The sequence below is a fragment of the Bacillus sp. FSL M8-0071 genome, from assembly GCF_037975455.1.
GTDB lineage: Bacteria > Bacillota > Bacilli > Bacillales > Bacillaceae > Bacillus > Bacillus subtilis.
In genome coordinates, this window is sequence record NZ_CP150256.1 from 3,050,168 (window position 1) to 3,075,807 (window position 25,640).

Annotated in this window: 21 protein-coding genes, 1 tRNA gene, 2 rRNA genes and 2 riboswitches; of the genes, 8 read left to right on the forward strand and 16 right to left on the reverse strand. The window is 44.7% G+C overall.

Annotated elements, in window-relative coordinates:
* Positions 1-37: 37 nt before the first annotated feature.
* Positions 38-2,965: ribosomal RNA gene (locus MKX71_RS15905) — 23S ribosomal RNA — on the reverse strand.
* A gap of 170 nt (positions 2,966-3,135) precedes the next feature.
* Positions 3,136-4,685: ribosomal RNA gene (locus MKX71_RS15910) — 16S ribosomal RNA — on the reverse strand.
* The 16S and 23S rRNA genes sit together here, the layout of an rRNA operon.
* A gap of 464 nt (positions 4,686-5,149) precedes the next feature.
* A riboswitch (TPP riboswitch) is annotated at positions 5,150-5,251 on the forward strand.
* Positions 5,252-5,350: 99 nt separating this feature from the next.
* Here MKX71_RS15910 and thiT point away from each other — a divergent pair.
* Complete coding sequence (gene thiT / locus MKX71_RS15915; protein ID WP_144458965.1) at positions 5,351-5,929, forward strand: energy-coupled thiamine transporter ThiT; 579 nt, start codon at positions 5,351-5,353, stop codon at positions 5,927-5,929.
* 41 nt (positions 5,930-5,970) lie between these two features.
* Here thiT and MKX71_RS15920 read toward each other — a convergent pair whose 3' ends face one another.
* From MKX71_RS15920 to MKX71_RS15930, 3 genes are read right to left on the reverse strand one after another with little or no spacing between them, the layout of a single operon-like run.
* The gene (locus MKX71_RS15920) at positions 5,971-6,492 is read right to left on the reverse strand and encodes a GNAT family N-acetyltransferase (RefSeq protein WP_192857937.1); all 522 of its coding nucleotides are present in this window, start codon (positions 6,490-6,492) and stop codon (positions 5,971-5,973) included.
* A gap of 17 nt (positions 6,493-6,509) precedes the next feature.
* Complete coding sequence (floT, locus tag MKX71_RS15925) at positions 6,510-8,039, reverse strand: flotillin lipid rafts scaffold protein FloT (protein WP_015384468.1); 1,530 nt, start codon at positions 8,037-8,039, stop codon at positions 6,510-6,512.
* A 20-nt stretch (positions 8,040-8,059) separates the two neighbouring features.
* Positions 8,060-8,584 (reverse strand): NfeD family protein, encoded by a 525-nt coding sequence (locus MKX71_RS15930; RefSeq protein ID WP_029318516.1) that lies wholly within the window; start codon positions 8,582-8,584, stop codon positions 8,060-8,062.
* Positions 8,585-8,751: 167 nt separating this feature from the next.
* Between MKX71_RS15930 and MKX71_RS15935 the strand changes: the two genes are divergently transcribed.
* Positions 8,752-9,240, forward strand: a complete 489-nt coding sequence (locus tag MKX71_RS15935) for a DinB family protein (RefSeq protein ID WP_339232049.1) — start codon at positions 8,752-8,754, stop codon at positions 9,238-9,240.
* Positions 9,241-9,245: 5 nt separating this feature from the next.
* Here MKX71_RS15935 and MKX71_RS15940 read toward each other — a convergent pair whose 3' ends face one another.
* The 3 genes from MKX71_RS15940 to betB form a co-directional block, all read right to left on the reverse strand.
* Positions 9,246-9,824: an MOSC domain-containing protein gene (locus MKX71_RS15940; RefSeq protein ID WP_015251367.1), complete on the reverse strand. Its 579-nt coding sequence runs from the start codon at positions 9,822-9,824 to the stop codon at positions 9,246-9,248.
* An 87-nt stretch (positions 9,825-9,911) separates the two neighbouring features.
* Positions 9,912-11,120, reverse strand: a complete 1,209-nt coding sequence (gene gbsB, locus MKX71_RS15945; protein WP_003243227.1) for a choline dehydrogenase — start codon at positions 11,118-11,120, stop codon at positions 9,912-9,914.
* Positions 11,121-11,136: 16 nt separating this feature from the next.
* Positions 11,137-12,609, reverse strand: a complete 1,473-nt coding sequence (gene betB / locus MKX71_RS15950; RefSeq protein WP_015483611.1) for a betaine-aldehyde dehydrogenase — start codon at positions 12,607-12,609, stop codon at positions 11,137-11,139.
* A gap of 198 nt (positions 12,610-12,807) precedes the next feature.
* Here betB and gbsR point away from each other — a divergent pair, with 198 nt between their 5' ends.
* The 4 genes from gbsR to ktrB all read left to right on the forward strand — a co-directional run bounded on the left by gbsR (position 12,808) and on the right by ktrB (position 16,471).
* Positions 12,808-13,350, forward strand: a complete 543-nt coding sequence (gene gbsR / locus MKX71_RS15955) for a transcriptional regulator GbsR (RefSeq protein ID WP_220396894.1) — start codon at positions 12,808-12,810, stop codon at positions 13,348-13,350.
* 197 nt (positions 13,351-13,547) lie between these two features.
* The gene (gene bslA, locus MKX71_RS15960; RefSeq protein WP_003243556.1) at positions 13,548-14,093 is read left to right on the forward strand and encodes a biofilm surface layer hydrophobin BslA; all 546 of its coding nucleotides are present in this window, start codon (positions 13,548-13,550) and stop codon (positions 14,091-14,093) included.
* A gap of 144 nt (positions 14,094-14,237) precedes the next feature.
* A riboswitch (cyclic di-AMP (ydaO/yuaA leader) is annotated at positions 14,238-14,386 on the forward strand.
* Positions 14,387-14,458: 72 nt separating this feature from the next.
* Positions 14,459-15,127 (forward strand): potassium uptake protein KtrA, encoded by a 669-nt coding sequence (gene ktrA / locus MKX71_RS15965; RefSeq protein WP_029318513.1) that lies wholly within the window; start codon positions 14,459-14,461, stop codon positions 15,125-15,127.
* 6 nt (positions 15,128-15,133) lie between these two features.
* Complete coding sequence (gene ktrB, locus MKX71_RS15970) at positions 15,134-16,471, forward strand: Ktr system potassium transporter KtrB (RefSeq protein WP_339231305.1); 1,338 nt, start codon at positions 15,134-15,136, stop codon at positions 16,469-16,471.
* A 36-nt stretch (positions 16,472-16,507) separates the two neighbouring features.
* Here ktrB and MKX71_RS15975 read toward each other — a convergent pair whose 3' ends face one another.
* The 3 genes from MKX71_RS15975 to MKX71_RS15985 all read right to left on the reverse strand — a co-directional run bounded on the left by MKX71_RS15975 (position 16,508) and on the right by MKX71_RS15985 (position 19,424).
* Positions 16,508-16,771, reverse strand: coding sequence for a YiaA/YiaB family protein (locus MKX71_RS15975; protein WP_003222348.1), 264 nt, complete (start codon positions 16,769-16,771; stop codon positions 16,508-16,510).
* 108 nt (positions 16,772-16,879) lie between these two features.
* Positions 16,880-17,728, reverse strand: a complete 849-nt coding sequence (gene lytG, locus MKX71_RS15980) for an exo-glucosaminidase LytG (RefSeq protein ID WP_003228938.1) — start codon at positions 17,726-17,728, stop codon at positions 16,880-16,882.
* Between the two features lie 160 nt (positions 17,729-17,888).
* Complete coding sequence (locus MKX71_RS15985; RefSeq protein WP_339231306.1) at positions 17,889-19,424, reverse strand: MFS transporter; 1,536 nt, start codon at positions 19,422-19,424, stop codon at positions 17,889-17,891.
* Positions 19,425-19,942: 518 nt separating this feature from the next.
* Here MKX71_RS15985 and cdoA point away from each other — a divergent pair.
* Complete coding sequence (gene cdoA, locus MKX71_RS15990; protein WP_015251362.1) at positions 19,943-20,428, forward strand: cysteine dioxygenase; 486 nt, start codon at positions 19,943-19,945, stop codon at positions 20,426-20,428.
* A 105-nt stretch (positions 20,429-20,533) separates the two neighbouring features.
* Here cdoA and MKX71_RS15995 read toward each other — a convergent pair.
* The 3 genes from MKX71_RS15995 to MKX71_RS16005 all read right to left on the reverse strand — a co-directional run bounded on the left by MKX71_RS15995 (position 20,534) and on the right by MKX71_RS16005 (position 22,802).
* Positions 20,534-20,606 (reverse strand) — tRNA-Ala (locus tag MKX71_RS15995).
* A 106-nt stretch (positions 20,607-20,712) separates the two neighbouring features.
* Complete coding sequence (locus MKX71_RS16000) at positions 20,713-21,543, reverse strand: undecaprenyl-diphosphate phosphatase (protein WP_014477785.1); 831 nt, start codon at positions 21,541-21,543, stop codon at positions 20,713-20,715.
* Between the two features lie 92 nt (positions 21,544-21,635).
* Positions 21,636-22,802 carry an AI-2E family transporter gene (locus MKX71_RS16005; protein ID WP_014480665.1) on the reverse strand — a complete coding sequence of 389 codons (1,167 nt, stop codon included), beginning with the start codon at positions 22,800-22,802 and terminating at the stop codon, positions 21,636-21,638.
* 181 nt (positions 22,803-22,983) lie between these two features.
* On the opposite strand from MKX71_RS16005, the gene iolU reads away from it, so the two are divergent.
* Positions 22,984-23,970 (forward strand): scyllo-inositol 2-dehydrogenase, encoded by a 987-nt coding sequence (iolU, locus tag MKX71_RS16010; protein WP_003228926.1) that lies wholly within the window; start codon positions 22,984-22,986, stop codon positions 23,968-23,970.
* A gap of 40 nt (positions 23,971-24,010) precedes the next feature.
* Here iolU and rhaA read toward each other — a convergent pair whose 3' ends face one another.
* Both rhaA and rhaM read right to left on the reverse strand, forming a co-directional pair.
* Complete coding sequence (gene rhaA / locus MKX71_RS16015; protein WP_128993327.1) at positions 24,011-25,285, reverse strand: L-rhamnose isomerase; 1,275 nt, start codon at positions 25,283-25,285, stop codon at positions 24,011-24,013.
* A gap of 25 nt (positions 25,286-25,310) precedes the next feature.
* Entirely contained in the window at positions 25,311-25,625 is a 315-nt protein-coding gene (gene rhaM, locus MKX71_RS16020) for an L-rhamnose mutarotase (protein ID WP_264099204.1), read from the reverse strand.
* Positions 25,626-25,640: the final 15 nt, after the last annotated feature.

Below are 25,640 nucleotides of genomic sequence, written 5' to 3' on the forward strand. Positions count from 1 at the left end.
TCAAAACTAGATAACAGGTGTGACATCATTCAAAAATATGGTTAAGTCCTCGATCGATTAGTATCTGTCAGCTCCATGTGTCGCCACACTTCCACCTCAGACCTATCAACCTGATCATCTTTCAGGGATCTTACTTCCTTGCGGAATGGGAAATCTCATCTTGAGGGGGGCTTCATGCTTAGATGCTTTCAGCACTTATCCCGTCCGCACATAGCTACCCAGCGATGCCCTTGGCAGAACAACTGGTACACCAGCGGTGCGTCCATCCCGGTCCTCTCGTACTAAGGACAGCTCCTCTCAAATTTCCTGCGCCCGCGACGGATAGGGACCGAACTGTCTCACGACGTTCTGAACCCAGCTCGCGTACCGCTTTAATGGGCGAACAGCCCAACCCTTGGGACCGACTACAGCCCCAGGATGCGATGAGCCGACATCGAGGTGCCAAACCTCCCCGTCGATGTGGACTCTTGGGGGAGATAAGCCTGTTATCCCCGGGGTAGCTTTTATCCGTTGAGCGATGGCCCTTCCATGCGGAACCACCGGATCACTAAGCCCGACTTTCGTCCCTGCTCGACTTGTAGGTCTCGCAGTCAAGCTCCCTTGTGCCTTTACACTCTGCGAATGATTTCCAACCATTCTGAGGGAACCTTTGGGCGCCTCCGTTACCTTTTAGGAGGCGACCGCCCCAGTCAAACTGCCCACCTGACACTGTCTCCCCGCCCGATAAGGGCGGCGGGTTAGAAGGTCAATACAGCCAGGGTAGTATCCCACCGATGCCTCCACCGAAGCTGGCGCTCCGGTTTCCAAGGCTCCTACCTATCCTGTACAAGCTGTACCAACATTCAATATCAGGCTGCAGTAAAGCTCCACGGGGTCTTTCCGTCCTGTCGCGGGTAACCTGCATCTTCACAGGTACTATAATTTCACCGAGTCTCTCGTTGAGACAGTGCCCAGATCGTTGCGCCTTTCGTGCGGGTCGGAACTTACCCGACAAGGAATTTCGCTACCTTAGGACCGTTATAGTTACGGCCGCCGTTTACTGGGGCTTCAATTCGCACCTTCGCTTACGCTAAGCGCTCCTCTTAACCTTCCAGCACCGGGCAGGCGTCAGCCCCTATACTTCGCCTTACGGCTTCGCAGAGACCTGTGTTTTTGCTAAACAGTCGCCTGGGCCTATTCACTGCGGCTCTCTCGGGCTTGCACCCTAACAGAGCACCCCTTCTCCCGAAGTTACGGGGTCATTTTGCCGAGTTCCTTAACGAGAGTTCTCTCGATCACCTTAGGATTCTCTCCTCGCCTACCTGTGTCGGTTTGCGGTACGGGCACCTCTCACCTCGCTAGAGGCTTTTCTTGGCAGTGTGGAATCAGGAACTTCGCTACTATATTTCGCTCGCCATCACAGCTCAGCCTTATGGGAAACGGATTTGCCTATTTCCCAGCCTAACTGCTTGGACGCGGATATCCAATACCGCGCTTACCCTATCCTCCTGCGTCCCCCCATTGCTCAAATGGTGAGGAGGTGGTACAGGAATATCAACCTGTTGTCCATCGCCTACGCCTTTCGGCCTCGGCTTAGGTCCCGACTAACCCTGAGCGGACGAGCCTTCCTCAGGAAACCTTAGGCATTCGGTGGAGGGGATTCTCACCCCTCTTTCGCTACTCATACCGGCATTCTCACTTCTAAGCGCTCCACCAGTCCTTCCGGTCTGGCTTCACAGCCCTTAGAACGCTCTCCTACCACTGTTCGAAGAACAGTCCGCAGCTTCGGTGATACGTTTAGCCCCGGTACATTTTCGGCGCAGAGTCACTCGACCAGTGAGCTATTACGCACTCTTTAAATGGTGGCTGCTTCTAAGCCAACATCCTGGTTGTCTAAGCAACTCCACATCCTTTTCCACTTAACGTATACTTTGGGACCTTAGCTGGCGGTCTGGGCTGTTTCCCTTTCGACTACGGATCTTATCACTCGCAGTCTGACTCCCAAGGATAAGTCATTGGCATTCGGAGTTTGACTGAATTCGGTAACCCGGTAGGGGCCCCTAGTCCAATCAGTGCTCTACCTCCAAGACTCTTACCTTGAGGCTAGCCCTAAAGCTATTTCGGAGAGAACCAGCTATCTCCAGGTTCGATTGGCATTTCACCCCTACCCACACCTCATCCCCGCACTTTTCAACGTGCGTGGGTTCGGGCCTCCATTCAGTGTTACCTGAACTTCACCCTGGACATGGGTAGATCACCTGGTTTCGGGTCTACGACCACGTACTCATGCGCCCTATTCAGACTCGCTTTCGCTGCGGCTCCGCATCTTCTGCTTAACCTTGCACGGGATCGTAACTCGCCGGTTCATTCTACAAAAGGCACGCCATCACCCGTTAACGGGCTCTGACTACTTGTAGGCACACGGTTTCAGGATCTCTTTCACTCCCCTTCCGGGGTGCTTTTCACCTTTCCCTCACGGTACTGGTTCACTATCGGTCACTAGGGAGTATTTAGCCTTGGGAGATGGTCCTCCCGGATTCCGACGGAATTTCACGTGTTCCGCCGTACTCAGGATCCACTCAGGAGAGAACGAAGTTTTGACTACAGGGCTGTTACCTCCTATGGCGGGCCTTTCCAGACCTCTTCATCTACCTCGTTCTTTTGTAACTCCGTACAGAGTGTCCTACAACCCCAAGAGGCAAGCCTCTTGGTTTGGGCTAATCCCGTTTCGCTCGCCGCTACTCAGGGAATCGCATTTGCTTTCTCTTCCTCCGGGTACTTAGATGTTTCAGTTCCCCGGGTCTGCCTTCTCATATCCTATGAATTCAGATATGGATACCACTCCATTACGAGTGGTGGGTTTCCCCATTCGGAAATCTCCGGATCAAAGCTTGCTTACAGCTCCCCGAAGCATATCGGTGTTCGTCCCGTCCTTCATCGGCTCCTAGTGCCAAGGCATCCACCGTGCGCCCTTTCTAACTTAACCGTTAAAAAGAATCACTATGTGATATCTTGTGTTACTAATTGAATGTGATGTCTACTGTTATCTAGTTTTCAAAGAACACGTTTCGAAGGAATGATCCTTCAAAACTAAACAAGACAGGGAACGTTCTGTTTATAAGACCCAAGGTCTTATATTCCGTATAATATCCTTAGAAAGGAGGTGATCCAGCCGCACCTTCCGATACGGCTACCTTGTTACGACTTCACCCCAATCATCTGTCCCACCTTCGGCGGCTGGCTCCTAAAAGGTTACCTCACCGACTTCGGGTGTTACAAACTCTCGTGGTGTGACGGGCGGTGTGTACAAGGCCCGGGAACGTATTCACCGCGGCATGCTGATCCGCGATTACTAGCGATTCCAGCTTCACGCAGTCGAGTTGCAGACTGCGATCCGAACTGAGAACAGATTTGTGGGATTGGCTTAACCTCGCGGTTTCGCTGCCCTTTGTTCTGTCCATTGTAGCACGTGTGTAGCCCAGGTCATAAGGGGCATGATGATTTGACGTCATCCCCACCTTCCTCCGGTTTGTCACCGGCAGTCACCTTAGAGTGCCCAACTGAATGCTGGCAACTAAGATCAAGGGTTGCGCTCGTTGCGGGACTTAACCCAACATCTCACGACACGAGCTGACGACAACCATGCACCACCTGTCACTCTGCCCCCGAAGGGGACGTCCTATCTCTAGGATTGTCAGAGGATGTCAAGACCTGGTAAGGTTCTTCGCGTTGCTTCGAATTAAACCACATGCTCCACCGCTTGTGCGGGCCCCCGTCAATTCCTTTGAGTTTCAGTCTTGCGACCGTACTCCCCAGGCGGAGTGCTTAATGCGTTAGCTGCAGCACTAAGGGGCGGAAACCCCCTAACACTTAGCACTCATCGTTTACGGCGTGGACTACCAGGGTATCTAATCCTGTTCGCTCCCCACGCTTTCGCTCCTCAGCGTCAGTTACAGACCAGAGAGTCGCCTTCGCCACTGGTGTTCCTCCACATCTCTACGCATTTCACCGCTACACGTGGAATTCCACTCTCCTCTTCTGCACTCAAGTTCCCCAGTTTCCAATGACCCTCCCCGGTTGAGCCGGGGGCTTTCACATCAGACTTAAGAAACCGCCTGCGAGCCCTTTACGCCCAATAATTCCGGACAACGCTTGCCACCTACGTATTACCGCGGCTGCTGGCACGTAGTTAGCCGTGGCTTTCTGGTTAGGTACCGTCAAGGTACCGCCCTATTCGAACGGTACTTGTTCTTCCCTAACAACAGAGCTTTACGATCCGAAAACCTTCATCACTCACGCGGCGTTGCTCCGTCAGACTTTCGTCCATTGCGGAAGATTCCCTACTGCTGCCTCCCGTAGGAGTCTGGGCCGTGTCTCAGTCCCAGTGTGGCCGATCACCCTCTCAGGTCGGCTACGCATCGTTGCCTTGGTGAGCCGTTACCTCACCAACTAGCTAATGCGCCGCGGGTCCATCTGTAAGTGGTAGCCGAAGCCACCTTTTATGTTTGAACCATGCGGTTCAAACAACCATCCGGTATTAGCCCCGGTTTCCCGGAGTTATCCCAGTCTTACAGGCAGGTTACCCACGTGTTACTCACCCGTCCGCCGCTAACATCAGGGAGCAAGCTCCCATCTGTCCGCTCGACTTGCATGTATTAGGCACGCCGCCAGCGTTCGTCCTGAGCCAGGATCAAACTCTCCGATAAATGGATCACAGGTTAAGTTCACCGCATCCCGCGGCGACACCTGTGTGACCTGCGTCGTGCAGGCCCCAGTTTGACTGACTACGCACATTGCTGTGCGATTTATAAAAATGAATTAACAGGTACGTTTTGTCTTGTTTAGTTTTCAAAGATCATTTCGTTACTTCTCAATGAAGCAGCTTTACTAATATAACATTCAGCTTCTTTTTTGTCAACAACTTTTTTCAAGTTGTTTTGAAGCATCTAGTTTGTGTCCGCTGTGCATCAGCGACGTTTAATAATATAACACCTGTATTTATTTATTGCAATAGTTTTTTAAAAAAATCTATAAAACAAATAAACTATAATCCTCGCCATGATTTCTAAAGCGTGTGTATCATATAACTTTCTTAAAAGAACATATACATCAGTCATGTGATCTTGTTGTTTTTTTCGTTTTCTTGTATAGTAGAAACGAACTAAATACTGATGACCACAAGGGGAGCATTAAAGCTGAGAGTGAGCGGTATCGTTCTGACCCTTTGAACCTGTTAGTTAACGCTGGCGTAGGGATGTGGCAAAGTCAAATGAATTGCAGATCGTAAAGCAGTGCGTGGAACTTTTCTCATCCTTCCGCGTGCTGCTTTTTTGTTGTCCTTTTGGTTGTCTGTCAATGGAAGGAGATAGATATGAATCAATCTAAGCAACTGGTTCGCCTTATTGAAATTGCCATTATGACAGCGGCAGCCGTTATTTTAGACATTGTCTCAGGAATGTTTCTTAGCATGCCTCAAGGAGGCTCGGTCTCCATCATGATGATTCCGATCTTTTTAATTTCGTTTCGCTGGGGTGTCAAAGCAGGTCTTACTACAGGTTTGTTGACAGGTCTAATACAAATAGCAATCGGAAACTTGTTTGCTCAACATCTTGTACAGCTATTGTTAGATTACATTGTCGCTTTCGCAGCAATCGGCATAAGCGGCTGTTTCGCTTCTTCTGTCCGTAATGCTGCTGTATCAAAAACAAAAGGGAAATTGATTGTTTCAGTGGTCAGCGCAGTTTTTATCGGCAGTTTGCTGCGCTATGCCGCGCATGTCATTTCAGGAGCTGTGTTTTTCGGCAGCTTTGCTCCAAAAGGAACACCGGTATGGATTTATTCTTTAACTTATAATGCGACTTACATGGTTCCTTCATTCATTATTTGTGCAATTGTCCTATGTTTATTATTTATGACAGCACCCCGTCTGCTTAAAAGTGACAAAGCGTAAAAGTAACAATCCCCCAGCGAATTCTGCTGGGGGATTGTTCGTTATCTGTTAAGAAGTGTTTTTAAAGCTGAAAGATCCGGCCAGCCAAGACCTACTTCTTTCAGCCTTACTCCGGCAATTTCAAAGTTGTCCTCCGCTACTCTTTCAGGTGAATAGGCCTGATAAAATATAATCGAGGGATTCTGCTCAATAACCCAAACAAACATACTTGAAAACCCATGTTGAAGCAAATACTCCGCTCCTTTTGCTAAGAGCGCCCTGCCTGCACCTTGCCGCTGGCGCTCTTCCACAAGATAAATAGCGTATAACTCGCCGTCATAGCCTTCTTGTTCAGAGCGAATAGGTCCAAATGAAGCAAAGCCGAATACTGAACCCATTTCGTCCTGAGCAACAAATACTCCTTTTAACGAGCGACTTTTCCATTTGTCTTCAAATTCCTTATAGTTCAGGCTGTTTAAATAATCAATCGGGATAATTTCGTGGTATGTTGTCCTCCAGCTGTCTACATGCACTTTTGCAATGTCCTTTATATCCTCTAACTTTGCTTCACGTACAGTTACCATACGGTTCTGCCCTTTCCTTACTCTGATTTTTGGATCGTTTTGGCTTCTTTGATTTCATTTGTTAATTCATTAATGCTTTGTTTTACGTTTCCTTTTCCTGAAAAGTTCTCAAGCATTTCTTTTACATCAATTCCTGAGGATGCTTTTAAACTTTCTTGCAGACTTGACATTAAGTTCGTCGCATAGCTGGTTACTTTGTTTGCTCCGCTTGATTCACCGCTTCCTCCTGTATCGACAACGGTGATTTTATCAATATTTGAAAGAGGTGCCGCTGCTTGTTTCGCGTATTCCGGAAGCATTTTGACAATCATATCGAAAATCGCCGCCTGCCCGTACTGTTCAAAGGCAGCCGCAATTTTCTCTTTTGCTTCCGCTTCTGCAAGACCTTTCAGGCGGATAACCTCTGCCTCTGTCTCTCCTTTCGCTTTTTCCGCTTCTGCTTTTGCTAGCCCGTCAATTCTTACTTTTTCCGCCTCAGCCTTTGCCATTGCTTCAATACTGTACTTCTTGGCATCGGCTTCCGCGAGCTGTTTGGCTTTCTCAGCTGCTGCGGACTGCTCAACAGAATAACGGTCTGCATCGGCTTTTTTCTTTACCTCTGAGTCGTATTGACGTTCACGGCGAAGAATTTCTTTTTCTTCTAGTTCTATTTGTTTTTGGCGTTCGATAATTTTAACCTGCATTTCCTGCTCTGTGACTTGCTGGCGCGCTCTGGCAGTCTCTAAATCATATGCCTGGTCGGCATTCGCTTTTGCCGTATCTTGTTCTCTGCGGAATTCAGCCATTTTGAGCTGATTGAGTTTTTCAGCTTCAGCGATTTCCGTCGCCCGTTCAAGTTCTGATTTTTTTGCGTCTTTATCGGCTTCTGCCCGTTTAATTCGGGTTTCTTTATCAGCCTCTGCTGTTGCGATATCAGCATCGCGTTTTACTTGGGCAATTCTCGGTTTCCCTAATGATTCAAGATAACCGTTTTTATCACGAACATCTTTAATGGTAAACGAGACGATTACAAGCCCCATTTTCGCGAGATCCTGTGAAGCGACACGCTGCACCTCTTGAGAGAATTTTTCTCTGTTTTTATAGATTTCTTCTACTGTCATTGAGCCGAGAATGGAACGAAGGTGGCCTTCTAAAACCTCCCGCGCTTCCTGCTCACGGTCGTCTTTTGATTTCCCTAAAAATTGTTCAGCCGCTGTAGCGATTTCTCCTATAGAACCGCCGATTTTAATAATCGCAGTTCCATCGGCCATTACTGGCACTCCTTGTTCTGTATAGACTTCAGGTGTCGAAACATCGAGTTTGCTTGATAATAGGCTTAGCGGCTCTGCCTGCTGGAAGACGGGAAGGACAAAGGTTCCTCCGCCGCGGACGATTTTAATACGGTTGCCGCCTTCATCGACATGAACATTTTTATTACCCAGATAGCTCCCTGTTACAATTAACGCTTCATCAGGCCCTGCTGTACGATACTTCGTAATAAACACAGCTATTAGTGCAATTAATAAAAAGAATACAACTCCGATGATCATTATAATCGGCATTGTCATATCAAATTCCTCCTTTTATGTTAAATGGGTTCATGCGGAGTAACCGAAAGAACTCCGTTGTTAATATCTACGACTAACACCGTTGTCCCGTAACTGATCTGCTGATTATCAAAACTGACCGCTGACTTTGAAATGGTCCCGCCTATCCCTTCTATGACCACTTCACCAAACCCGTCAACCGGAACAGCTGTAATCACTTTACCGAGTCTTCCTCTGAGATCATCTTCTCTATATGCCAATGATTCTTCTGCAGATGATAATGGTACCAGTACAAAGATGTGAAGCAATACCACCAGCATGATCGAAAGGATGCAAGATAAAAGCGCAATCAGCAAGCTTGACAGAGGCAATACGAGTTCACCTATATATCCGCCCGCTGAAAAACATGTGAAAAATGAGAGCACTAATGTCGGATTAAGAAACGGAATGCCTTCTGGCAGCCCCGCAAATACATCTCCGAAAAACAGGAATAACAGCGTAAGGCTGCCCGCAATAATAAGCATATAAAGATAAATTGTTTGTATAGGTACTCCAAATAACTCCAATTTCCTCATCCTTTCTTCATCAATGCATTGATGAACGGCTGCCGTTACCATTTATACGAGACACCCCGGGAAAAGTTTCAAAATTTTAAGACAAATAACCCATTTGAAGTGCTTTATAAATGATAATTGCTTATATATATGGTAATGTCATTTTAGGAGGAGATATGATGAGTATCTTTAATGAAGCCAGATTAGAAACGTGGAACGAATTGAAAGGACTTTCTGACGAAAAGCTGAACCAAAAGCCTTCTGCTGAAGAATGGAGCATACGGGAAGTTCTTGACCATTTGAAAAAAATCGATATGACCGCACAAAAAATGTTGAAGGAACGTGTAAAGGACGCTCCGATTAAAGAAATTGAAGAAAAACCGCTTGAGGTAGCACAGGACAGAAATAATAAACGGAAAGCCCCGAGTCATCTTGAGCCTGCGCATGATTTTATTTCAGGCAGCCAAATGAAACTTGAGCTTGATGTGGTAAGAGAGCAGCTGACTGCTGCGATTGCCTCTCTGAAAGAAGAAGATTTTGAAAGAGTGCTTCCGCATCCCGTGTTTCAAGAGCTGACTGTCAGACAGTGGATCGATTTTATCGGCCATCATGAAAAACGGCACCTCAGCCAAATGAAAGAAATTAAAGAAAAGATAGAAAGGGCCTGATTTAATCAGACCCTTTCTGCTTTTCGTTTGACTTTTCGCTGATAGGAATGAACTTCTATTTCATCACCTGTGTAAACAGCACCAGGTCTCTCCACAATACAGACAATCCCTCTAATGCCCAGTGCGTGGCGGACGAAAGCCGACGCCAGCTTCGGTTGGTCCGGATAATAAGACTGAATGACTTCTCCCGGCTGGATACACGGATCATTTTCGCCCTCACACAGCAGAGCCGCTCCGCTCGGAAAAATAATCCGGCTTCCTTCTTTTAATGAAGTAAGATCTGGCATACCGCTGACTGCCACATTCGCCCCGAGCCATTCCGGCAAAATTCTCGGCACTCCCATTTTTAAAGCGATTTCGTTGCATTCCTCTATTGAAACAATTGAAATTTGTCTGCGGTTGAAAATTTCAGTCCCTCTTGAAAACATTGGTTCTCTGGCTCCCGCTTTTTTGGTCAGGCCAAAATGCAAGTCGCCGGGGATGCCGCCATAATCAAAATCAAGCTTGTCCATTTGCTTTGTTACGAAGCTTTCTGTATCTGCGATATATAAGCCTTCCGCTTTTGCAGTCATCCGCTTCCACATCAGCTGGCACCTTCTTTCTTATCCAAAATTTCCACCTATGCTTCATTATCCCAAAAAATCCCGCTCTGTAAAGGAGCGGGATTTTGTTTATACCGTTTTAGGCGTAAGGTTAAAGCAGCGCTTGTAGATCCAGTTGTATGCTTTTTCATTTAAATCTCTAGGGTTTCCGAAGGTTTGCGGATCTTTCATTGCTTCTTTAGACAAGCGTTCAATCATATCAGGTGATACTCCCTGCTCTTCTAAAGTCGGCACTTCTAAATCTTCGACCAGATCATACATCCAATTGACAGATGCTTTCGCAGCTTCTTCTGTTGTCATCTTGCTTGTATCAATACCGAACGCTTTCGCAATACGCGCAAACTTCTCAGGATAGCCCTTCCAGTTGTATTCCATGACAGGGCCCATCATCGCCGCTACACATTGGCCGTGAGCGACTGGGATAATACCGCCAAGCGTTTGGCTCATCGCATGAGCAGCGCCCGCTGATTCACTTCCGTAAGAAAGACCGGCAAGCATCGCAGCCTGCGCCATTCCGTACCTTGCTTCCAGATCCTCTCCATCAGCAAATGCCCTCTTGATGTAATGAGCGGCATACTCAATCGCCATTAAGGCAACCGCATCCGTGATTGGCTGTGCAAATTTCATTGTATAGCACTCAATGGCATGGGCGAGCGCATCAATTCCTGTCATAGCTGTTACATGCGGAGGCATTGAAACATGAAGCTCAGGATCAATGATTGTCAAGTGCGCTGCAATCAGCGGACCGCCCGTGTTGAATTTGAATTCTCTTTCTTCATCTGTGATAACCGCCCATTGGGTTACTTCTGATCCTGTTCCAGCTGTAGTGGGAATTGTCGTCAGCGGAGGAATGCGGTTTTCCAGCGGTTTTTTCCCATCTGCCGCTTCATAATCAAGCACGCTTCCTTCGTGAGTCGCTTCTACTCCGATTGCTTTTGCTGTATCCATGGAGCTTCCGCCTCCGACTGCCACCAAACCATTACAGTTCTCTTTTTTGTAAAGCTCAGATCCTTCATTCACCAGACGGACAGGCGGGTTTGGCTCAACTTTATTAAAGAGCACCACTTCAATGCCTGCTTCTTTAAGTGATTCGATTACAGGATCAGCAACACCGGCTTTATAAATCCCTGGGTCTGTGACAAGGAGCGCTTTTGAAACGCCCAGTGCAGCTACTTCCTCACCCGTATGCTTGATGGCTCCGATTCCATGCTTAATCACAGTCGGAATTTCAAATGTGTGGAATTTCTGCATGCTTTCTACCTTCATATTTAATGTCATCATCAATCTCCCCCTCTTATGAATTGAACCAGTTAACCGCTGCCGGTTTTGTATTACGGTATACATGTTTGACTTCTGTGTATTCTTCAAGGCCTATTTTTCCAAGCTCGCGTCCGAACCCGGATTGCTTATATCCGCCCCATGGCGCTTGTGCAAAGTACGGATGAAAATCGTTGATCCAAACGGTTCCCATTCTCAAGCGGGCTGCTACCCGTTCGCACTTTTCAATATCTTTTGACCATACCGCTCCAGCCAAGCCATAGATGGTATCATTCGCAAGCTCGATTACCTCTTCTTCAGAGCTGAAGGTTTCGACTGTCAATACAGGACCGAAAACCTCTTCCTGAACGATTCTCATGTCAGAATTACAGTTTGAGAAAATAGTAGGTTCATAGAAAAAGCCGTTTTGAAGCGCAGGATCTTCCGGGCGTTTGCCTCCTGTCTCCAGCTTCGCGCCTTCCTCTATTCCGATCTCTACATATTTTTCTACCTTTGCCCTGTGCTCCGCCGAAATAAGCGGACCGCTTTCTGTCTCAGCATGAAAACCATTTCCGAGTTTTATGCGTTTTGCCCGTTTGACCAGCTCCGCCAAAAATTGATCATGAATGGCGTCCTCAACAAGCAAGCGGGAACCTGCAGAGCATACTTGGCCGGCGTGGAAAAATACAGCGTTTAAGGCCTGATCAACCGCAACTTCTAAATCCGCGTCCTTGAAAACAATATTTGGGTTTTTCCCGCCAAGTTCAAGGGCGATTTTTTTGACGTTTCCGCTTGCCGCCCGCATGATTTTTTTGCCTGTTTCAATTCCGCCCGTAAACGAAATCAAATCGACGTCTTTGTTTACGGCAAGCTCGTCGCCCACTGTGGCTCCCGGTCCAAGGACAAGATTTGCGACACCTTTTGGTACACCGGCTTCTTCCATCAGCTTAAAGACTTTGATTGTCGTCAGCGGCGTAATCTCACTCGGCTTCATGACGATTGTGTTTCCTGCAGCCAGTGCAGGGGCGATTTTCCAGCTCGCTTGAAGGAGCGGATAATTCCATGGAGTGATCTGGCCGCAAACCCCGATTGGCTCTCTAATAATTTTGCTTTCTGAATCAGGAATCGGAGATGAAATGATCTCTCCTCCATCTTTGTCTGCCAAGCCGGCGTAATATTGAAAAACATTGGCGATATCGTCCATATCGGCCTTGCTTTCTTCGAGTGTTTTTCCTGTATCAAGAGATTCAAGCTCAGCCAGCTCCTCAAGATCGCGTCTGATTAATTCCGCAATTTTCAGAACAATTTTTCCGCGTTCAAGCCCGGATAGCGATGACCATTCTCCTTTGTCAAATGCTCTGCGTGCGGCTGCGATTGCTTTGATGGCGTCCTCTCGCCCTCCCTCGCTTACAGTTGCAATTTCTTCTTGATTAAATGGATTGATAATACTGCGGATCTGTTCTTTTTCGGCACTGATCCATTCTCCGTCAATGAATAATGTTTGACTCATATAAGCCTCCTTGACGTAAATAAAGTTTGTTAAATAAAAATTTAATGTTTTTAACAACCTTAATCTAACATATGGTTTTTAAACTGTCAAAGTCCCATTTTGATTTTTCTTTTTGACTTTTCCTCATGTTTCGTTAAGATAAAGAACATAAAGAAATAACTTAACGAATTTAATTTTCTAAAGGAAAAGAGGGTCAGTATGGATGAAAATCCAGAATTTGCAGCTATAGAACAGGCTCGGGATCTTGTTATTGACTCCATTGCTGAAACGATGGATCTTTACGGAATTACCCGCAGTGTCGGGATTTTATATGGGACGATGTATATGAGGGATGAGATGACGCTTGACGAAATGCGTGAGGAGTTGCAAATGAGCAAACCAAGCATGAGCACAGGCGTCAAAAAGCTTCAAGACTTAAATGTAGTGAAAAAAACATTTCACCGGGGCATCCGTAAGCATACATTTGTGGCTGAGAAGGATTTCTTTAAATTTTTCACAAATTTCTTTCCACCTAAATGGGAGCGGGAGGTTCAAGTGAATGTAGCAGCGATCGAGGAAGCTCAAGCTGATTTACAAAAGGTTTTATGCAAGGAAGATCTCGATGAGGATATCAAAAATGAAGCACTGCTGTTATATGATCAGCTGGAAAGCTCTAAAGCTTACTATGACTGGCTGAAACGGCTTGCTGAATCGGTGCAGACCGGAGAAATTTTTAAATTTATACCGATCGAAACAAAGTAAAGCAGAAAACGCCTGGGAAAGCAGGCGTTTTTTTGATGTAACTACTACAAATTTGAAAAATACGGGAAAAACACCCCATTTACTTCCAAAATATTTGATGGTAATTTTATGTAGGTAAAATTTGTATTTGGCCTTTCAGAGGAGGTGAAAAGCGGGCAGGCCTGTTTAATTTATCATTTTTTAGGGGGAATTTTGTTATGAAACGCAAATTATTATCTTCTTTGGCAATTAGTGCATTAAGTCTCGGGTTACTCGTTTCTGCACCTACAGCTTCTTTCGCGGCTGAATCTACATCAACTAAAGCTCATACTGAATCTACTATGAGAACACAGTCTACAGCTTCATTGTTCGCAACAATCACTGGCGCCAGCAAAACGGAATGGTCTTTCTCAGATATCGAATTGACTTACCGTCCAAACACGCTTCTCAGCCTTGGCGTTATGGAGTTTACATTGCCAAGCGGATTTACTGCAAACACGAAAGACACATTGAACGGAAATGCCTTGCGTACAACACAGATCCTCAATAACGGGAAAACAGTAAGAGTTCCTTTGGCACTTGATTTGTTAGGAGCTGGCGAATTCAAATTAAAACTGAATAACAAAACACTTCCTGCCGCTGGTACATATACTTTCCGTGCGGAGAATAAATCATTAAGCATCGGAAATAAATTTTACGCAGAAGCCAGCATTGACGTGGCTAAGCGCAGCACTCCTCCGACTCAGCCTTGCGGTTGCAACTAATGTAAAAGACCGGTTAACGCCGGTCTTTTTTGCGTTTTACCCTCCCCTTTTTCTCTAATTCCCGTTATCTTTTTTCTGGTTTAAAATTTAAATTGACAAACACTAGAAACAGGAGTAAATTCTTGAGTGTTCAATTTCATACAGTCTCTTTTACCGCTTAATCAAACACGAACGGGGGAACCAACGATTGGCTGTTTTATTAACAGCCTTGGGGTGAATCTTACTAAGTAAGAGGGGGTACTCTGAATCCCTAATCCGACAGCTAACCTCGTAGGCGTATACAGAGAGGAGGTCTATTATCGGCCATTCTTTGCAATGGTCTTTTTTGCTTAAAAAACGTTAATTCACTAAGGGAGATATGAACATTGGGAAGAATTAAAAATAAGCAATTTGCCGTGATCGGGCTGGGCCGATTTGGCGGCAGCATTTGTAAAGAACTTCATAGAATGGGGCATGAGGTCCTTGCGGTTGATATCAACGAAGAAAAGGTCAATGCATATGCTTCTTACGCCACTCATGCGGTAATTGCCAACGCCACCGAAGAAAACGAATTGCTTTCATTAGGAATACGCAATTTTGAATATGTGATTGTTGCCATCGGAGCAAATATTCAAGCGAGTACGCTGACCACCCTATTATTAAAGGAGCTTGATGTTCCAAATATTTGGGTGAAGGCTCAAAACTATTATCATCACAAGGTGCTTGAAAAAATAGGCGCTGACCGCATTATTCATCCTGAAAAAGATATGGGAGTTAAAATCGCACAAAGCCTTTCAGACGAAAATGTTTTGAATTACATTGATCTATCTGATGAATACAGTATTGTCGAGCTGCTGGCTACGCGCAAGCTTGATTCAAAATCGATTATTGACCTGAATGTAAGAGCAAAGTACGGCTGCACGATCCTGGCCATTAAACATCATGGAGATATCTGTCTTTCCCCCGCGCCTGAAGACATCATTCACGAGCAAGATTGCCTGGTGATCATGGGCCACAAAAAGGATATTAAACGTTTTGAAAACGAAGGGATGTAGACAAAAGTGACACTTCAAAGGGATAAAGTGATCAAATGGGTTCGGTTTACACCGCCTCAAGTGCTTGCCATTGGTTTTTTCCTTACCATTATCATCGGGGCTGTCCTATTAATGCTTCCGATTTCCACTACGAAGCCATTGTCATGGATAGATGCCCTTTTTACTGCGGCTTCCGCTACAACTGTTACAGGGCTTGCTGTTGTCGATACCGGTACTCAATTTACGGTATTCGGGCAAACAGTTATTATGGGGCTGATTCAGATTGGCGGGCTTGGATTTATGACATTTGCGGTCTTGATCGTCATGATATTAGGAAAAAAAATCGGCTTAAAAGAACGAATGCTCGTCCAGGAAGCCTTAAACCAGCCGACAATCGGCGGTGTCATTGGCCTTGTCAAAGTCCTGTTTCTGTTTTCGATCAGTATTGAATTGATAGCAGCACTCATTTTATCCATCCGGCTTGTACCTCAGTACGGCTGGTCATCCGGCTTGTTTGCAAGTTTGTTTCACGCAATTTCTGCTTTTAACAATGCCGGGTTTTCGCTGTGGCCTGATAATTTGATGAGCTACGTTGGCGATCCTACAGTAAACCTCGTGATTACTTTCTTATTTATTACAGGAGGGATCGGATTTACGGTTCTGTTTGATGTGATGAAAAATCGGCGTTTTAAAGCTTTTTCTTTACATACAAAGCTCATGCTTACAGGAACGCTGATGTTGAATGCGATTGCTATGCTTACGGTCTTTATTTTAGAATACAGCAACCCCGGCACGCTCGGCCACCTGCATATAGTGGATAAACTGTGGGCGTCCTATTTTCAGGCAGTGACGCCGAGAACCGCAGGCTTCAATTCTCTAGATTTTGGAAGCATGAGAGAAGGAACAATTGTATTTACTTTATTATTGATGTTTATCGGAGCAGGAAGCGCATCAACGGCGAGCGGCATTAAGCTGACTACGTTCATCGTGATTTTAACATCTGTTATTGCTTACTTGAGAGGTAAAAAAGAAACGGTTATTTTCCGCCGTTCCATCAAATATCCGATTATCATTAAAGCTTTAGCTGTGAGCGTCACCAGTTTGTTCATCGTGTTTTTAGGGATTTTCGCCCTGACGATCACAGAACAAGCGCCATTTCTTCAAATTGTGTTTGAAACCTTTTCCGCATTCGGAACTGTCGGCCTTACGATGGGGCTTACTCCTGTACTGACAACAGCTGGCAAGTGTATCATTATTGTCATCATGTTTATCGGAAGAATTGGTCCTTTAACGTTCGTGTTTTCATTCGCAAAAACAGAGCAATCAAATATCCGTTACCCTGATGGCGAAGTGTTTACAGGGTGATATCAAAAAAATCCGGCGTGCAGTCGCCGGATTTTTTTATGATTCGATATGAGATTGATTTTGTCTTTTTTCCTGTTCCGCGATGATTTCGTTATCCTCCGCATTATCACGGGTCACTTTTTGTGTAAGAATCGCACCAACTGCTACAAGTATCATAACAGCGATGTAATAACCTTTTTCATTGAGTTCCAGGTTATCAGCATTATAGAGTCCGATACTAAACAAAAATACTCCCGCAAAAAAAGTAAAATAAGCTAATACTGTAAAGGCAACCGTGTTTCTGCGTCTATATTTCTGCACCTTTGTTCCCTCCCGAAAGCATAGTTAAAAAGTGATAACTTCCGTGGAATATTATACCTCAAATTCCCCGTAATGGAACAAAGATTTAAAAATACCAGTAAAAAGGGCTTAGGTTGCCTCCTTTATTTCAACAGCTGAATCATCAATCCAGCCGATAAGTTTATCATTGATTTGGAATTGGTACCATACAGACTGGCCTTTCTGTTTTTTAGACACAACCTTTATGTCTTTGCCGACGTAAGATTGGGCAGAGGTAAGCCTTATGGACCGATCATCAGTAGAAGGCTTGGACCATACGTCTTGAACGGCACTGTCTTTAATAGAGGCGTTTAAATCCACAGATTTGAGGGATGGATTTACCTCATCGTACTCATCTAAATCGTATTTTTCCACAATAGCGCTGATTTTGTCAGCGTAGTCAGGATCTGTAGCATATCCTGATGTTTGCAGGGCGGTTGCCGCTTCCTTATAATTCCCTGCCTCAAGCACCGGTTTATACTTCTTTTTATTCCACGATGTGCCACGGACGAACAATTGGGCATGATCATCCATAGATTCAAAAAACGTGCTGTATTTTCGAAACTTCGCGCGAATGGTTTTTCTTTTCCCTTTTTCAACTTCGTCCGTTTCCATCGTGACATGATGGCCTTTATAATTCCCTTTTACGCCAAAAAGGTTGTTGGCCTTAGCAGCCAGTTCACTGTTCCCCCAGTCCGATTCGAGAATGGCCTGAGCAATTGTGATGCTGGGGAGAACATGGTATTTTTCATACAAAATTTGGGCATGTCCGGACAGACTGTCTATAAATACTTGCTGTTCATCGATTTCTTCAGTTTCTTTGGATATTTCAATCGGTTTTGATAAAGTTGTCGCTAAAACAAACAGAGCTAGCGGAATCGATACAAGGAAAAATAGTGAAATCAAGAGTTTACGTTTTTTAAGTTTTTTACGGGCCATGAAAACCTTCCTTCGAATTAAAAGATTACGAATGTAAAAGAATCTACCTTTTAGAATTTTACTTGCACTTCTAATATTTTTCAATTCTTTAGGGATAAAGTTGGGAAAAGATTGCAAAATAAAAACCTTTTCGCTCAATGAAAAGGTTTTTACCATGTTTCTATTTTTGTAAATTTCTGAGTGCATTCCGATATTCCGTATCATTTATTACTTTATATGATTTGACAGTTGCCTTCGACAAACCTTCTGCTGAAACGGCCGGTTTTTCCGGAGCTGTTTTCGCTTTATCATGTGGTTTATGTGCCAGCTTGTGCCCCATTCCAGTGGCATTCATACAAAATGACAGGCAGACGAGCAGCACGCTAAGGATAAAAGAAATGAAGAAGAGATCATGATAAGCAGTCATCATAGAATCCTGTACCGAACCGCTTTGTCTGGCAGCATCTTTTTTCGTGAAAAAGCCGATGAGAATAGGAACTCCCATATAGACAAACAATCTTAAAAACTGAACAGCTGTCATTCTCTTGACCAAATCAGGCAGCGGGCCTCCCATGGCAGCTCCCATCAGCCCTGCGGCGACTGTCAGGCCTGTTCCCGCTGCAAGCATGATAAACAGTGCCGCGAACATATAAAGAGATGATCGATCCTGCATATGCAGCCATTGAAAATTCACAAAGACGAGAATGAGTCCGCCGATAATACCGAGCATCCCTGGTCCGACTTTATCATAAAACAGAGTGCTCAAAATGGCCGCGATCGCCACTCCGATTAAAAGAGTCAAGTTTAAAAGAATGAGATGCTCCTGAGAAATATCATACATTTGACGGAGCAAGCCTTGAAAAGCAGACAGGCTGACAGCTACCGTTATCGTCCCTGCAGCTATGATCAATAAGCCAAGCACCGGTTTTGGCAGCAGCATCAGTTTAATAGATATGAATGGGTTTTTCACTTTATATTCCACAATCAATAGACCAATGAGCAAACATAACGTCACCCCGAAACCAATCCATACATAACCCGATGACAGCCCCCATTTTTGCAGAAAAATGAATGAAACCGCTGAGGCTGCGGCAAGGAAAACAGATAAAAGAATTCCCGCACGATCAAGCGGCTGTTCTTGATCCGCCGCTCCGTGATGTTCGTCATGGAGAAAGAAATAGCTCACCGCGACACCGATCAGGGACAAGGTGCCAAAGATGAAAAACAGCCATCTCCAATGCCCGCAGCTTGTTGCAATGGTTCCCAGGATTGTGCCGATGATAACAGAACCATAGAATCCCCCGATCAGCACAAGCAGTGCATAATTCCTGCGTTCAATCGGGAATGACAGTACAAGCATTGGAATCATAATCATCAGCATGACACCTGTTGCCGCTCCCTGTAAAAAGCGTCCTGCCGCCATCCATGCAACATCGCTTGAACATGCGATGAGCAGTGAACCTAGTATAAAGACAGGTAATGAAGCCAGATAGAGGGGACGAGCACCGAATTTTTTCCTCAGCAGCGGTCCTGCCGGAACTAATAAGGCAAAGGCCATATTGCCGATCAATATTGGATTTACTGATGTGAAGCCACTTGTTCCAACCGCTTTCTGAACAAGGCCTTGAACTGACGACAATGCCGTGTTAGACATCAATCCCGGCCCGACCGCTAAGACGGCGAGCAAAGAAATCACCCAATAGTGTTTTGTCTTCATGTTGTCATTCCTTCCTATATGAATACATGCGAAACACATCATTTTTTGAAACCAAAAGAAGCTAATAGATTTTGCATACCATTAGCTTTCAGTCTAATATTCTCCCTTTCAGGGGAAATGATATTATTTTATTATAATTATGTGAATGAATGAGCATATAATCAAATATTATTTCAAATCGATTGTGTTTTGTCAATGGAGTAAATTTCAAGCACAACATAAAAAGTCTGAAAGCTTTTCCCCGATATTGTGTTTTGGAGCCAAGGGGCCTAGAACTGCACTTATGGAGCCCTGCTCGTTCCCTCAAGCGAATTAAAGCAGGCCGTTTTAACCCTTTCAATCCACTATTCCAACTAATAAACTCGAATAAGTTGGTGATAAGACAACATTTTGGCCGCACATTTTTTTGTGTTCACTGGGCGTTTGCCGCCTCTAAATTGTATATGGGTAAATACCATGAATTAACCTATGAAATACCAATGTAAGGAAATTTTAAATATTCCGGGAGGCAAAAACGAATGGAACTGTATGAGTGTATCCAAGACATTTTTGGCGGCTTGAAAAATCCATCGGTTAAAGATTTAGCAACGTCTTTAAAACAAATTCCAAACGCAGCAAAATTGAGTCAACCGTATATTAAGGAACCAGACCAGTACGCTTACGGCCGAAATGCCATCTATCGAAATAATGAATTGGAAATTATCGTGATTAACATTCCGCCAAACAAGGAGACAACAGTCCACGATCATGGTCAATCCATTGGTTGTGCAATGGTGTTAGAAGGAAAGCTTCTTAATTCTATTTATCGCTCAGCCGGCGAACACGCAGAACTCTCCAATTCATACTTTGTCCACGAAGGAGAATGCCTTATTTCAACCAAAGGTTTAATTCACAAAATGTCTAATCCCACATCCGAACGAATGGTGTCTCTTCATGTCTACTCCCCTCCTTTGGAAGACATGACGGTCTTTGAGGAACAAAAGGAGGTATTGGAAAATTCATGATTGACAGATAAACTGCTCACTTTGACTTCGCTCAACTGGAGGATTCAGAGAATGAATCTTTTCCTCAAAACAAAAAAACCCTTATAGAATAAGGGTTTAAAGGTATGGAGCCAAGGGGGCTCGAACCCCTGACCTCTACGCTGCCAGCGTAGCGCTCTCCCAGCTGAGCTATGGCCCCGTATGTAATGTCATGTTTATTATAGATGATTTTATTTTGAAAAACAAGCTGTTTCCTCTTGAATTGACAGAAAAAATAAGGCTCGTAAAAGAGCCTTATTTTCGACTTACATCATGATCAAAAGTAAAATCACACCGAGAATAATTCGATAGATTGCAAATGGGACAAGTTTGATTTTGTTAATCAGCCTTAAGAAGAAACGGACGACAAACAGTGCGACAACAAAGGCACAGATAAAGCCGACGATGAAAAATGGCATCAGATCCGAGCTTAAGCTGTCCCAATGCTTCACGAGGCTTAGAAAGCTGGCTCCCATCATGATCGGCATCGCCATAATAAACGTAAAGTCGGCTGCAGCTCGGTGGTTTAATCCGAGAATAACACCGCCGGAAATGGTTGAACCCGAACGCGAGAAACCCGGCCAAAGGGCAAGACATTGGAATAAGCCGACGGCTATCGCCTGTTTATAGGAAATGCGGTCGAGTGTGTCTGTCGCTGTTTTCCGTTTATTGACCCAGTCAGCAAAAAGCATGAGGATTGCCCCGGCAATTAAACCGATGGCCACAGTTTTAACGGAAAATAAATATTCATCAATGTAATCTTCAAACAAAAAGCCGAGAACAGCTGCAGGCACGAGTCCGACGGCAATTTGGGCAATGCTTAATTTATGTCCCTGCTCCTGGTCGCTTGTAATATTTTTTTTCAAGCCCAGTAAATTTAAAATTCGGTCTTTAAACACGATAGCTACTGCTAAAATGGAGCCTAGCTGAATAACCACCTTGAATGAGTTAGCAGCTTCTTCTGACATCAGATTACTTGATTTAAGCCAGATGTCGTCTACTATAATCATATGTCCTGTCGAAGAAACCGGCGCGTACTCTGTTAATCCTTCTACGATTCCTAAAATGGCGGCTACAAACAATTCCCATAGAGTCATGATTTTGATTCTCCCCATTAGACATTTATTTTTTTACATAACGGGAGCTTCCCATAAATGGAAAGCCCGTCTTATATAACTATAAACGAAAATCACACTTTATGCCCCGGCGTATTTTCATTTTTTTCTTCATCGTATAAATGTGACCGCATTTTAAACCAGTCAAATAAATGTGTCGTAATGACTTTGGCAACCGCATAGCCGGGAATCGCAAGAATGATTCCAACAACGCCGAACAGCTTGCCGGCTGTTAACAGCAGAAAAATAATCGTAATCGGATGGATGTGAAGGTTTTTTCCCATAATTTGCGGAGAGATCAGCTTCCCTTCAATCAGCTGAACAATCGTCCAAACGATCACCAGCTTAAGCAGCATGAGCGGCGATGTCACTATGGCAATGATAATCGCAGGCGTAATGGCAATCGTTGGCCCTAAATATGGAACGATGCTTGTGCAAGCCGCAATGACTGCAAGCAATGAAGCATAATCCAGCCCGATAATCAAATAACCGATAAACAGCAAAAACCCGATACAGAAGCTGACAATGATCTGGCCTCTGATATAAGAGCTTAACCGATGATTCATTTCGCTTAAGACTGTGTATGTCTGTTCTTTCAATTGCGTCGGAACAAACTTCAGTATGTAGACCGGCAATTTTTTTCCGTCCTTTAACAAATAGAAAAGGATAAACGGAACCGTAACGATTGAAATGATAATCTCAGTCAGGGCGCCGATAAAATTCCCAACGCCGGTAAAGGTACTGTTCACAATTGTCGCTGCCTGATCTGAAACCTTTGTTGCGAGATCAGATATATTGATGTTCGTCGTTTGCTGGGCCTGATTGACGAAGTTGCTGCCGATCAGCTGTTTCGTCTGATTTTCAACGATATCCACATATCTTGGGATGTTGTCGATTAAACTCATAATTTGTTCTTTTAAGAAGGGAATGATCGACACGATTGTGATCGTGATCAGCCCGATAACCAATAGATATAGCAGCAATATAGAATAGATTCTTCTTATTCTTCTTCTCTCAAGGAAATCGACGACCGGGTTTAACAGATAAAAAACAATGCCTGTCAAAATAATCGGAAGTGATATCGTTTTGAGCAAAACAATAATCGGGGTGAAAATAAATGATGTTTTTGTAAATACTAGAATATTTAAACCAATCAGCAGCAGCACAAGCAAAAATAAAACAAACTTATTGTCCAAGAAGAATCGCTTGAATCTGCCGCTCCATGTTTGCAACGTCTCCACTATCGTTCCTCCGTCATACATAGTTTAATTAAATTGTACACTATCGTCCCTATAATGAAAAATAAAAACCGTTAATTGCTGGAAAAGCTTTCACGGTTTTAACATTCTATTTATATCTATCATGTGATTTTATTCTTTTTAAGCTATAATTTAGCTATATCATACAAAAGGAGCGATACGAGTGATACGTTTTGCAATAATAGGAACCAACTGGATTACAGACCGCTTTCTTGAGTCAGCAGCGGATATCGAAGATTTTCAGCTGACTGCTGTTTATTCAAGATCGGCTGAACGCGCTGGCGAGTTTGCTGCTAAACACAACGCTGCGCATGCCTTCTCAGACCTTCAGGAAATGGCGGCGAGCGATTGCTTTGATGCCGTATACATAGCGAGCCCGAACGCTCTTCACAAGGAACAAGCCGTTCTCTTTATGAACCATGGCAAGCATGTGCTTTGTGAGAAGCCGTTTGCTTCGAATACAAAAGAAACAGAAGAGATGATCTCAGCGGCTAAGGCAAACGGCGTTGTTCTCATGGAAGCAATGAAGACCACTTTCCTGCCGAATTTCAAAGAGCTGAAAAAACACCTGCATAAAATCGGCACTGTCCGCAGATTTACCGCAAGCTACTGCCAGTATTCCTCACGATATGACGCGTTCAGAAGCGGAACTGTTTTGAATGCGTTTCAGCCTGAGCTTTCCAATGGGTCATTAATGGATATTGGCGTCTATTGTATTTATCCGGCTGTTGTGTTGTTTGGCGCGCCGAAGGATGTAAAAGCAAACGGATATGCTTTATCCTCCGGAGTGGACGGAGAAGGAACTGTCATTCTGTCTTACGACGGGTTCGAAGCTGTTCTGATGCATTCCAAAATCTCTACTTCCTATGCCCCGGCTGAAATCCAGGGTGAAGACGGGACGATTGTAATCGATACGATTCACCGGCCTGAACGTGTTGAAATCCGCTACCGGGACGGCCGCCTTGAAAACATCGCGATCCCTGATCCTAAACCGGCGATGTTCTATGAAGCAGAAGAATTTGTCACGCTCATAAAAGAGAATAAGCTGGAATCTGAAGAAAATACATTTGAACGGTCTTTGACCACTGCAAAGATTATGGAAGAAGCAAGAAAGCAAATGGGGATTGTATACCCTGCTGATCAAGCTTAAAAAAATCCGCCCGCGTGCAAATGCCGCGGCGGATTTTTTATTAGACAATCGGAGAAGACGCCTTCCTTTTTAAAAGCACCTGTTGTTCATATTCTTTGATGTCATGAAGCCATGCTTCTTTTACCGGAACGCCCATTTGCTCACAGTAGGAATCCCAGATGGCTCCGAAAGGATATGTTTTGAATTCCTCCATCAGGGCCAGCCTTTCTGTATAGCGGCCCTCTTCCTGCAATTGTTTTAAATATCCGTTCGGGAGAAGCAGGGCATACAATAAAGCTTTGATCATATTTCTCGTTCCGATAGTCCAGGCGGCTACACGGTTAATGCTGGCATCGAAAAAATCCAGACCGATGGCGACCTTCTCAAGAGCATGATTTCGTACAATTTCAAGAGCGATTTCTCTCAATTCATCATCCAAAACCACTACATGGTCGCTATCCCAACGAACAGGCCGCGATACGTGCAAGGCAAGCTTGTCTGTGTAAAGCAGCATCGACGAGATTTTGTTCGATACCGTCTCAGTCGGATGGAAATGGCCTGTATCAAGTAAACAAAGCTTATGGTTCGTCAAAGCATAAGCTAAATAAAATTCATGAGATCCGACAACATATGATTCGGAGCCAAGCCCGAACAGCTTGCTCTCGATTGAATCAAGATTGTGTTGTTCACTGATCTCCTCTGCGAAGATCCGATCCAGTGATTCTTTTAGTCTTTTACGCGGTGTCAGCCTATCACTCGGGATATCCTTATAGCCGTCGGGAATCCAAATATTCGTCAAGCAAGGTGTTCCTAATTCTTTCCCGAAGTATTCCCCGATACGGCGGCAAGCGATGCAATGCCTGATCCAAAATTCTCTGATATCTGGATCAGGGTGTGAAAGGGTGAGTCCGTCAGCCGCTTTCTCATGCGAAAACAAGGTTGGATTAAAATCTAAACCGAGACCAAGGTTTTTTGCCCATTTCACCCAGTTTTCAAAATGCTGCGGCTTCAATTCGTCACGTTCTACCGCTTCCCTGTTTGTTTCTGCGTATATCGCATGCAGGTTTACGCGGTGCTTTCCAGGAATGAGAGAAAGAGCCTTCTCCAAATCTTTTCTTAATTCTTCAGGAGTTTGCGCTTTTCCGGGATAATTGCCGGTCACGTCAATTCCGCCTGAAAGCTCGCCCTTATTTACTTCAAAGCCTCCAATGTCGTCACCCTGCCAGCAGTGGATCGAAATGGGCACTTGCTCTAATTGCCGAAGCGCCTCTTCAACATCAATTCCCCATTTTTCATATGCCTGTTTTGCACTGTCATAATTGGCTTTTATGGTCATACGGCTCTCTCCCTTTATCAGTTTTTTAATCCAAATAAAAAACTTCCTTTAGATCTATCGCAACAGGACTGAAATCCGAATTTGTTTTCATTAATGGCGCCATCGATTTCCACCATCTTCGGCAAACTTCCGTGTCCGCCATCTTTCTCCATTTCTCTTCATCCTCTATTTCTAAATATGCAAAAAGCCTGCCTGTTTCCTCGTCTAGAAAAATGGAATAATGGTGTGCTCCATGAGCTTTGAGTGCTTCTGCCATCTCAGGCCAAATGTCATCATGCCGCTGTTTGTATTCTTCGTACTTGTCTTGATGGACAAACATGATACTGGCTTTTCTTTTCAAACTTTTTCACCTCTT

Excerpts from the sequence above, each read along its gene's own strand:
- thiT (WP_144458965.1), top strand. The coding sequence starts at position 5,351 with ATGAATCAATCTAAGCAACTGGTTCGCCTTATTGAAATTGCCATTATG.
- MKX71_RS15920 (WP_192857937.1), bottom strand. The coding sequence starts at position 6,492 with ATGGTAACTGTACGTGAAGCAAAGTTAGAGGATATAAAGGACATTGCA.
- floT (WP_015384468.1), bottom strand. The coding sequence starts at position 8,039 with ATGACAATGCCGATTATAATGATCATCGGAGTTGTATTCTTTTTATTA.
- MKX71_RS15935 (WP_339232049.1), top strand. The coding sequence starts at position 8,752 with ATGAGTATCTTTAATGAAGCCAGATTAGAAACGTGGAACGAATTGAAA.
- MKX71_RS15940 (WP_015251367.1), bottom strand. The coding sequence starts at position 9,824 with ATGTGGAAGCGGATGACTGCAAAAGCGGAAGGCTTATATATCGCAGAT.
- gbsB (WP_003243227.1), bottom strand. The coding sequence starts at position 11,120 with ATGACATTAAATATGAAGGTAGAAAGCATGCAGAAATTCCACACATTT.
- betB (WP_015483611.1), bottom strand. The coding sequence starts at position 12,609 with ATGAGTCAAACATTATTCATTGACGGAGAATGGATCAGTGCCGAAAAA.
- gbsR (WP_220396894.1), top strand. The coding sequence starts at position 12,808 with ATGGATGAAAATCCAGAATTTGCAGCTATAGAACAGGCTCGGGATCTT.
- bslA (WP_003243556.1), top strand. The coding sequence starts at position 13,548 with ATGAAACGCAAATTATTATCTTCTTTGGCAATTAGTGCATTAAGTCTC.
- lytG (WP_003228938.1), bottom strand. The coding sequence starts at position 17,728 with ATGGCCCGTAAAAAACTTAAAAAACGTAAACTCTTGATTTCACTATTT.
- MKX71_RS15985 (WP_339231306.1), bottom strand. The coding sequence starts at position 19,424 with ATGAAGACAAAACACTATTGGGTGATTTCTTTGCTCGCCGTCTTAGCG.
- cdoA (WP_015251362.1), top strand. The coding sequence starts at position 19,943 with ATGGAACTGTATGAGTGTATCCAAGACATTTTTGGCGGCTTGAAAAAT.
- MKX71_RS16000 (WP_014477785.1), bottom strand. The coding sequence starts at position 21,543 with ATGACTCTATGGGAATTGTTTGTAGCCGCCATTTTAGGAATCGTAGAA.
- rhaA (WP_128993327.1), bottom strand. The coding sequence starts at position 25,285 with ATGACCATAAAAGCCAATTATGACAGTGCAAAACAGGCATATGAAAAA.